At 50.0% G+C, this 7,484-nt stretch carries 11 protein-coding genes; all 11 read right to left on the reverse strand.

All coding sequences use genetic code 11. The features are described from left to right. A partial coding sequence (locus VF260_00880) for a flagellar cap protein FliD N-terminal domain-containing protein (protein ID HEX7055734.1) occupies positions 1-401 on the reverse strand: 401 nt, incomplete at its 3' end. Positions 402-464: 63 nt separating this feature from the next. Continuing rightward, the gene (locus VF260_00885) at positions 465-1,520 is read right to left on the reverse strand and encodes a glycosyltransferase (GenBank protein HEX7055735.1); all 1,056 of its coding nucleotides are present in this window, start codon (positions 1,518-1,520) and stop codon (positions 465-467) included. Positions 1,521-1,592: 72 nt separating this feature from the next. Next, positions 1,593-2,390 carry a flagellin gene (locus VF260_00890; protein ID HEX7055736.1) on the reverse strand — a complete coding sequence of 266 codons (798 nt, stop codon included), beginning with the start codon at positions 2,388-2,390 and terminating at the stop codon, positions 1,593-1,595. Between the two features lie 134 nt (positions 2,391-2,524). Beyond that, positions 2,525-2,758, reverse strand: a complete 234-nt coding sequence (gene csrA, locus VF260_00895) for a carbon storage regulator CsrA (GenBank protein HEX7055737.1) — start codon at positions 2,756-2,758, stop codon at positions 2,525-2,527. Beyond that, the gene (locus tag VF260_00900) at positions 2,742-3,188 is read right to left on the reverse strand and encodes a flagellar assembly protein FliW (GenBank protein HEX7055738.1); all 447 of its coding nucleotides are present in this window, start codon (positions 3,186-3,188) and stop codon (positions 2,742-2,744) included. Before VF260_00900 ends, csrA begins: the two co-directional genes overlap by 17 nt. 40 nt (positions 3,189-3,228) lie before the next feature. Then, a complete protein-coding gene (locus VF260_00905) occupies positions 3,229-3,798 on the reverse strand; it encodes a DUF6470 family protein (protein HEX7055739.1) in 570 nt (189 codons plus the stop codon). A gap of 1 nt (position 3,799) precedes the next feature. Then, a complete protein-coding gene (gene flgL / locus VF260_00910; protein HEX7055740.1) occupies positions 3,800-4,690 on the reverse strand; it encodes a flagellar hook-associated protein FlgL in 891 nt (296 codons plus the stop codon). A gap of 44 nt (positions 4,691-4,734) precedes the next feature. After that, entirely contained in the window at positions 4,735-6,324 is a 1,590-nt protein-coding gene (gene flgK, locus VF260_00915; GenBank protein HEX7055741.1) for a flagellar hook-associated protein FlgK, read from the reverse strand. Positions 6,325-6,336: 12 nt separating this feature from the next. Further along, the gene (locus VF260_00920) at positions 6,337-6,831 is read right to left on the reverse strand and encodes a flagellar protein FlgN (GenBank protein ID HEX7055742.1); all 495 of its coding nucleotides are present in this window, start codon (positions 6,829-6,831) and stop codon (positions 6,337-6,339) included. 33 nt (positions 6,832-6,864) lie between these two features. Continuing rightward, positions 6,865-7,128, reverse strand: coding sequence for a flagellar biosynthesis anti-sigma factor FlgM (flgM, locus tag VF260_00925; GenBank protein HEX7055743.1), 264 nt, complete (start codon positions 7,126-7,128; stop codon positions 6,865-6,867). Positions 7,129-7,223: 95 nt separating this feature from the next. Continuing rightward, positions 7,224-7,484: flagellar protein (locus VF260_00930; protein HEX7055744.1), on the reverse strand; the 261-nt coding region annotated here is incomplete at its 5' end.

Here is a 7,484-nt window from a genome sequence, read left to right on the forward strand (position 1 = left end):
GTGCCTGAACTTGTAATCGTTGCGCCGGATATTGCCGAACCGGTCAATTGCTGCGCGGAAATGCCTGCGCTGCTTGTTTTGGACGCGCCGCTGGCCAGCGCCGTGATGGTAACCGTATGCGTTCCGGGGGTAGCCGTGGAGTCGGCGGACGCCGTCAGCTTCGTTGTATCGGAGGAAGTGACTTTGTTTTTAGTCCAGTCCGCGCTGTATTTCATCGTATTCAAATAATCGCGCAAACTGGCCAGTTTCGCATTGATGCTGCGATATGCGTCCTCTTTCCACAAATAGATTTGTTTTTTCTGAAACATTTTATCAAGCGGAATTCGCTCAGCCTTCATCAGGTCGCTTACAATCTTGTCAATATCAAGTCCTGAGCTCATGCCGGATATTCGCATTGGCATATTTACCAGCCTCCTGATACTTCTAAAAATATTTATCGGATAAACCGGTAAAATGATGAAGAGTTAAATCAATAATTTTGCAAGTCTTTCCAACGCGGGCTTATAGCCATATTCACCCGCCAAACCGTAATACTTGCGCGCATTGGCCCGATTTCCCGTAATTTCGTAATAAACGCCGAGATTATATGCCGCCTTGAATGAGCCGACGCCCTGAACCGTTGAATATTTGGCGGTTTCGCCAATCGCCAGCGCTTTTAAAAAGCATGGCGCGATTCGCTCGATTCGGCCCGTATCCATTGCCAGCAGGCCAAGCAGGAACGGCAGATCGGGAAAGTCGGGGTACTGCCGCTCGTAAGACTGAAGCAATTGTTCCGCTTCCCGGCTGGCTCCAAGCTCTTTCAAGGTATATCCCGTCAAGACAAGCAATGGCGGAAAATACAGCCTGTCAGCTTCATGCAGATTCACGCTTTTTTGCAACGGCTCCAACGCTTCGGCAAACTGCTTCGTTGAAAACAACAACTTACCCAATTGGTAAAGCATATAGCCGTCATCGGGATATGTTTGCAAATGCGTTTCATAAAGCCGCCTGTAGCGTTCCTGTTTATTTTTCGCCGCGTAAACCTGCGGATCGTAACCGAAATGGCGGATGATCAATTCCGTGTCCCGAAACGAAACCGGTTGCCCGTTGCAAGTCAGCGTTTCGTGGATAGCCCCGCTGAATCTGTATTGGGGGAGGTTCGGAAAAAAACGAATCATTCTGCTGTTATGGATGTCTTCACCGATTATATTGAACAATGTCGCTGTTCCCGGCATTTCGGGAAACCGATTGATAAAACTTTGCAGTTTGCGGTCCGCGGCGACTTCCAGCTCTTCATCGGCATCCATGATTAAAAGATAGTCTCCCTTTGCATGCCCGATCGAGACGTTTCGCGCTTTCGCAAAGTCGTTTTCCCACTTGTATTCGTATACAATCGCGCCGAGAGATTTGGCCATGTAGACAGTTCGATCCTTCGAACCGGTATCCACAATTATTTTTTCATAATGCGCGGGAATACTTGATAAGCTGCGAATGATGTTTTGCTCCTCATCCCGCACAATCATGCAGACGCTAAGTTTCATACAAGCCCCCGGATAAATGGTGCGTTAACAAAAAAAGCCCATCGCTGGGCCTTTTTGTTAATTTTAAACAGTTTAACGAAGCAGTTGCAATACGCCTTGAGGCGATTGGTTCGCTTGCGCGAGCATTGCGGTTGCCGCCTGCTGCAAGATTCCCAACTTCGTATAATTCATCATTTCTTTGGCCATGTCGGTGTCGCGAATCCGCGATTCCGCCGCTTGCAGATTTTCGACAGTTGTTCCCAGGTTGTTGAACACATGTTCCAGTTGGTTTTGCGCCGCACCTAGCGCGGAACGGGCAGAGTTTACAGTGCCGATGGCAGAATCGACTGCGCCAAGCTCAGTGCTGGCATTCGCAGCGCTGCTGATGTCGCCCAATCCCAAGCTGCTGATATCCTGCAAGCTTACCGTTACCGTATCTCCGCCGGAGTCTCCCGTTTGAATTGCGACCGTTCCGGTAGAATTCAGCAGATTCGTACCGTTAAATTTCGTCTTGGTGGCAATGTCGCTGATTGCATTTTTCAAAGCTGTGTACTCGTTGTTCATGGCAGCCAGGTCGGAGCTATTGTAGGTTCCGTTGGCCGCTTGGGTTGCCAGTTCCTTCATGCGGGTCAGCATGTCGGAAACTTCGTTCATCGCGCCTTCCGCCGTTTGCACGAGCGACACGCCGTCTTGCGCGTTGCGTTGCGCTTGCGTAAGCGCACGGATTTGCGCGCGCATTTTTTCCGAGATGGAAAGACCCGCCGCATCGTCGGCCGCACGGTTGATCCGGTAGCCGGAAGACAGTTTTTCGCCGGATTTGCCCATGGCAATGTTGTTCAACAGCAGGTTGCGGTGGGCGTCCATGGCATTGATATTGTGGTTGATAATCATGCTTTTTTCCTCCTTGAAATGTTATTCCACATCCGTGTGGAAAGTTTTAGGGTGCACCCAATATATATTATCGGCATTTATCCCGATAACTTTAGGCTTTAAAAAAATATTTCTCAGCCAATTTCATATAAACTTTACTCACTCTGCGCATTGTTCAACAATTTCTTGATCTCATTAAGGCTCATGCTGGTCATGCTTTGCTTATTGTTGATTTCAATCGCCTCCAGCACTTCTTTGCGGAAAATTTTCACCTCAGCCGGCGCTTTGATGCCCACTTTCACCTGGTCGCCGTCAATGGAAGTAATCAATATTTCGATTTCATCATTGACGATAATCGACTGTCCTTTTTTTCTAGCCACGATCAGCATGAGCCGCAAACCCCTTTCTTTCCATGGCGTTATTTGCAAAAAGGGGCGCAGCCGTGTCGTAGTGGCTATTGGAGGGAAGCACCAACTGCAGGCCTTTGCGGGTTGCGCTATTGATTACAATCGGAGCCAGCAAATTGATGGTGGAAGCATGAAACGGGTTGCGAATCGTGACAATGTTCAGAACTAGCACTTCGTCAGTCGATTCGATGCCAAGTTTGTCTTTATCGCCGTCGCTTAAATCAAAACAATAATCTGCGAAAAAATAAAACGGATCGGCCGTCAAAAAGCCGATTTGTTCGTCATCAACACATTGCAACATGACAAAAGGGTTGCCTTCTTCCACCATGTTGAACGAAAAAAAGCGCTTGTCGCCAAATCCCCGAATGCTTCCGTCCAAGTCAATCGTTTTTTCATGCAGATCTTTGAACATGCATCCCCCTCCTGAACAAACAAAAAGCCTTTGCAATTTTTTAGGCAAACAAATCATATGGAGCGGTTGTGATCGTAATCGAATTTTTCTGCCGCATATAGATTTCGACGCCCCCGCGCCGGAACTGAATTTCCGGTTTATGCATCCGGTACTCGATCTGCGGAAAATTCGGTTTTACGCTAATGGAGATTTCCTTCTTCGCGATTGACACTTCCACATTGTCGTAAGACGCAGCCCCAACATATTCGATCTGCGGAAATTCATGTTGCCATGCTTCTTGCGCAATATCCGCGATCGCGTTGCGGCGGCTGGCTATATCAGCCATGCGGTTTCCGTCGTCAACGATTTTGGCTAACGCTTGCAAAAAGACCCGGGGCATTTGGCTGTAAACCATGTTTCTCCACTGCAAATGCGGTTGCTTGCCGTAGGCCGCCCACGCGGCATCCGCATTGATCTCCAATTCGCCCCCGGAAGTTTCCATTTTTATCTCGGCCGGCTCTTGCCTGATGATGAGTTCTCCATGCCGGGAACGGATCTGCTGTTCTCCGCGCGTCGAATGGATGCCTATGGCGGCGAAAACCTGATGGATAGAAAGCCGTATCGTATTCATATTACCGCAAATAATCAACCAGGCTCGGCTGTATAATTTTGGCCCCTACGGACAATGAAGCCTGGTAGACGTTTTCCGCCGTTTTTAATTTGGTAATCGTTTCCGCTATATCCGCATCCTCGGTTTCTCCGCTTAATTTTTGCAGATTGATGCTGAGCGACTCCAATTGGCTGTCCAGCATATCGATGCGATTCGCTCTTGCCCCCACTTCGGCGCGGACTTCCAAAAACTTGTCAAAACGGTCTTCCAATTTGCCCAAATATACTCTGGCGGCGGCTTGATCGCCGGCCGAAAACGAATCTTTAAGGCCCTTCAATATGGCGAACAGGCTTTCCGGCCCGCTCCCGAACACTTCATTGCCCGTCACGTTGACAGGTATTGTCACGCCGGCGGCAAATTCCAGCGAAAAGGTCTGGTCGTCCGTCGCGTCCGTATCTGCCGTCGCGCTTGTATAGGGCTGTTTGTCAGTCAATTGACCGTTAAAAATATATTTCCCGTTCAATTGGCTGTTGCCCAGCGTAACCGCCTGTTCATACAACTGGTTCAATTCCGCGCTGATCGCGTCTAACGCCGTCTGCGGATTGGTTCCGTTAACACCTTGCACGGTCAACTCATTGGCGCGCTGAAAAATGTCGTTGATTTGCCCCATTACCGTATCCAAATGCTCAACTGCCGATTTGGCAAAGTCCACATTGCGCTGAAATTGATCGTTTATCGTAATTTCACTCCGGTAGCGAAGCGCGTAAGTAATACCCACCGGATCATCGGAAGGACGATTGATTTTACGGCCGGTGGAGAGCATATTCTGGTAGTTGCTCATCTTATTAACGTTATTGGATATATTGGAGAGAAGTTGCGCAGTTATCATACTTTGGGTTACTCGTAAAGGCATCACACAGCCTCCCTTATTGTTAAAAATCCAGCCGGGCAAGCATGTTAACGGCCGACAATCCCCATCCCGTTAATCACTTTATCCAGCAATTGATCGAAAGTGGTCATCATTCGCGCTGCCGCGGCATATGCATGTTGGAATTTGATCAAGTTCGCCATCTCTTCGTCGAGCGATACACCGCTAACTGACTGCCTGCGGCTGTCCACCTGGTCGACCAGGGCCTTCTGGTTGGACAACTGCCGGTTTGCCTCGCTTGTCTGGACGCCCAGTTGCCCGACCATGGACCGATAAAAATCATCGATTGTGCCTTGATCCATGGAGACGCCGGAAGTGTTCAAATCGTATTCGAATTTTGTTTCCCGCAGCTGGGAAACCAACAATGCCAAAGTATTGTTGCCTTTTACGACTTCTTCTGTTGTTCCGGTTACAATTGTTCGCATCGAAGAAGCGACCATGCTGGAGTCGGCCGCGATGGCGGGATTCAGCTGAATCGTGGCGGCGGTAATATCCGTTCCGGTTTTGGCGGTAAAGAAATCTTCGCCGGGTGTCAGCGGATCTTTGAACGTATAGCCCAATTTGTGCAGGCCGTTCAAACCGTTCACGACAACGGTCGTGTCAGACGTCAACGTTCGATTCGCCCCGGTAAAGGTAATTGCCTGCACACTGCCGTCCGGCTGCACCACTTGCAAAACCGTATTGTCCGGGAGCACGGAACCGGCCGGGATGGTGATTTGCACTTCGCCTGTAGCGATCGTGTTGGCCAAAATATCGAGCTGCTTCTGGTAATCGGCGACATACCGGTCGCGCGAGACGATAATCCCGTACGCCTCACCGCTGTTCAAATCCCCGGAGGAAAAAGCGCTTTCCAGTGTCGATGCGGCGATATTTGTTGCCGCGCCGCCCGCCACAAGAGTGGTTCCGCCCATTGTAATGGTGTAGCCCTGTTGTGTTTCCACCACTTGAATGTTGACGATTTTGGACAGATCGTCGGTCAAAACGTCACGCTGATCGCGCAAGTCGTTCGCGTTATCGCCGAGCCCTTCGATTCGTTGAATCTCGCTGTTCAGATTGGCAATTGTCGAGGCGATCGAGCTGATCTGCGTCGCCTTTACATTCAGGCTGTTGGTCAAATCGGAATGTAAATCGCTGAGTTGCTTGCTTGTCAAATTAAACGCGTCGGCTAGCGCGATGGCGTTTTCCCGCACAATTTTCCGTCCCGTTACGCTAAGGGGATCATTGCTTAAATCCGACCATGATTTCCAGAAGTTATCAATGACCGAGCGCAAGCCGGTGTCGGAAGGCTCATTCACAATCGTCTCCAGTTTCTCCAACGTATCGCTCTGCACGCTCCAGCTTCCCAGCGACTTGTTCTCGTTGTGGAACTGGTCATCCAGAAAGCGCTCCCTTACTCTGGTAATGGATGAAAACTCCACTCCCATGCCCAGTTGCCCCGGGACGTTGGAACGCGACATCCCGACCGCTTCGATCGGGCGCGAAGCAACCATGTTGACGACTTGGCGCGAGTATCCGCGCGTATTCGCGTTGGCAATATTATGGCCGGTTGTCTGCAGCGCCGCCTGTTGGGTAAACAAACTGCGCTTTGCCACTTCAATGCCGTGAAATGTGGATCTCATCGTCTCTTCTCCTTACGCTTTGCGATCGAAAATCCCGCTCTGGGTTTTGGCCTGTTGCGACGGATGGCGATAAAAGGCTTCGTTTTCCGGCGAATCGGTCAAAAGTTCAAGCGAGTAATTTACAAAAGCAAGCGATTGTTCGATTAATTGCCGGTTTGTTTCGTTATAGTCCTGTAATTGTTTGATATCCGCAAGAAGCTCGTCCCTCATCCGCAGAAGTTTGTCCTTTTGCGCTTGCTCGCCAGCCATTTCGGCGATTGCCGTCATTGTGACCGCTGTTTCCGGATGCGCGCCGTTTTCCCGCAAAAAAGCGCTTGCCGCCCGCATCCATTCCTGCTCCGCGACGGATGTCTGTTTGATCAGCCGCGATTCCTGTTGCACAATGGCTGTCAAGCGATCCACCTGATTTTTGATCAGGGCCTGTTTTTTTTGCTCAGCCAGATTCGCGAAATTGCGATAATGCGCCTTCAACTGTTCCAAAGCTTCGACAACTTCATGGATTGGCATTCTTGTTCACTCATTTCCGTCCGGCATCGTTACTCAATCCTGCAAATATGGCAAAAGCTTTTCGGCGATTTTGGCGGAATCCACATGATAAGTCCCGGCGGACACTTGCCGCTCCAATTCCTGCACGCGCTGCAAGCGTTCGGCCTCCTGCGCGTTCTGCAACCGCAAAGCTTCCGGCGAAATTTGCACCGCGTCCGCTTGTTTCGGCTTTTTCCCATCGGTCCCGCCGCTCTTGTACGGGGTGTCCTTGCGGTAATTCTGGATTCCCGCCAGCCGCAGCATGTCGTTAATTTTCATTGCTTCCACCTCAAATGCATAAATAAAAACCGATTAACATCGCTACCATGTTTATCGGTTTTCCGGCATATAAAGTTTATAGAAAATGGCGGATATCATTCATTGTTCTTTTTCGCAAACGCCTTATAGGTCATACTCTCCCTTTGCGCCAATCCCTCGCGCCTGCGGCGATCTTCTTCCTCTTTTACCGCATTGACGTCCTTCGTCAGCCGTTTCCGGCACGAATCGCAGATGGATCCTTCGCGGATCAAAATCCCGCAAACATCGCACGGATATGCCAAATTGGGGGCGTTCAGCAACGAGATGCGCCCTTCTTTGATAAATTTGCTGATTTGCTTGATGGAAACGTCCGTCGC

The sequence above is a fragment of the Bacilli bacterium genome (assembly GCA_036381315.1).
Lineage (GTDB): Bacteria > Bacillota > Bacilli > Paenibacillales > KCTC-25726 > DASVDB01.

Coding starts and splice junctions, on each gene's coding strand:
- flgM (HEX7055743.1), bottom strand. CDS start 7,128: ATGAAAATTAACGACATGCTGCGGCTGGCGGGAATCCAGAATTACCGC.
- VF260_00890 (HEX7055736.1), bottom strand. CDS start 2,390: ATGATTATCAACCACAATATCAATGCCATGGACGCCCACCGCAACCTG.
- VF260_00885 (HEX7055735.1), bottom strand. CDS start 1,520: ATGAAACTTAGCGTCTGCATGATTGTGCGGGATGAGGAGCAAAACATC.
- csrA (HEX7055737.1), bottom strand. CDS start 2,758: ATGCTGATCGTGGCTAGAAAAAAAGGACAGTCGATTATCGTCAATGAT.
- VF260_00905 (HEX7055739.1), bottom strand. CDS start 3,798: ATGAATACGATACGGCTTTCTATCCATCAGGTTTTCGCCGCCATAGGC.
- flgK (HEX7055741.1), bottom strand. CDS start 6,324: ATGAGATCCACATTTCACGGCATTGAAGTGGCAAAGCGCAGTTTGTTT.
- flgL (HEX7055740.1), bottom strand. CDS start 4,690: ATGCCTTTACGAGTAACCCAAAGTATGATAACTGCGCAACTTCTCTCC.
- VF260_00900 (HEX7055738.1), bottom strand. CDS start 3,188: ATGTTCAAAGATCTGCATGAAAAAACGATTGACTTGGACGGAAGCATT.
- VF260_00920 (HEX7055742.1), bottom strand. CDS start 6,831: ATGCCAATCCATGAAGTTGTCGAAGCTTTGGAACAGTTGAAGGCGCAT.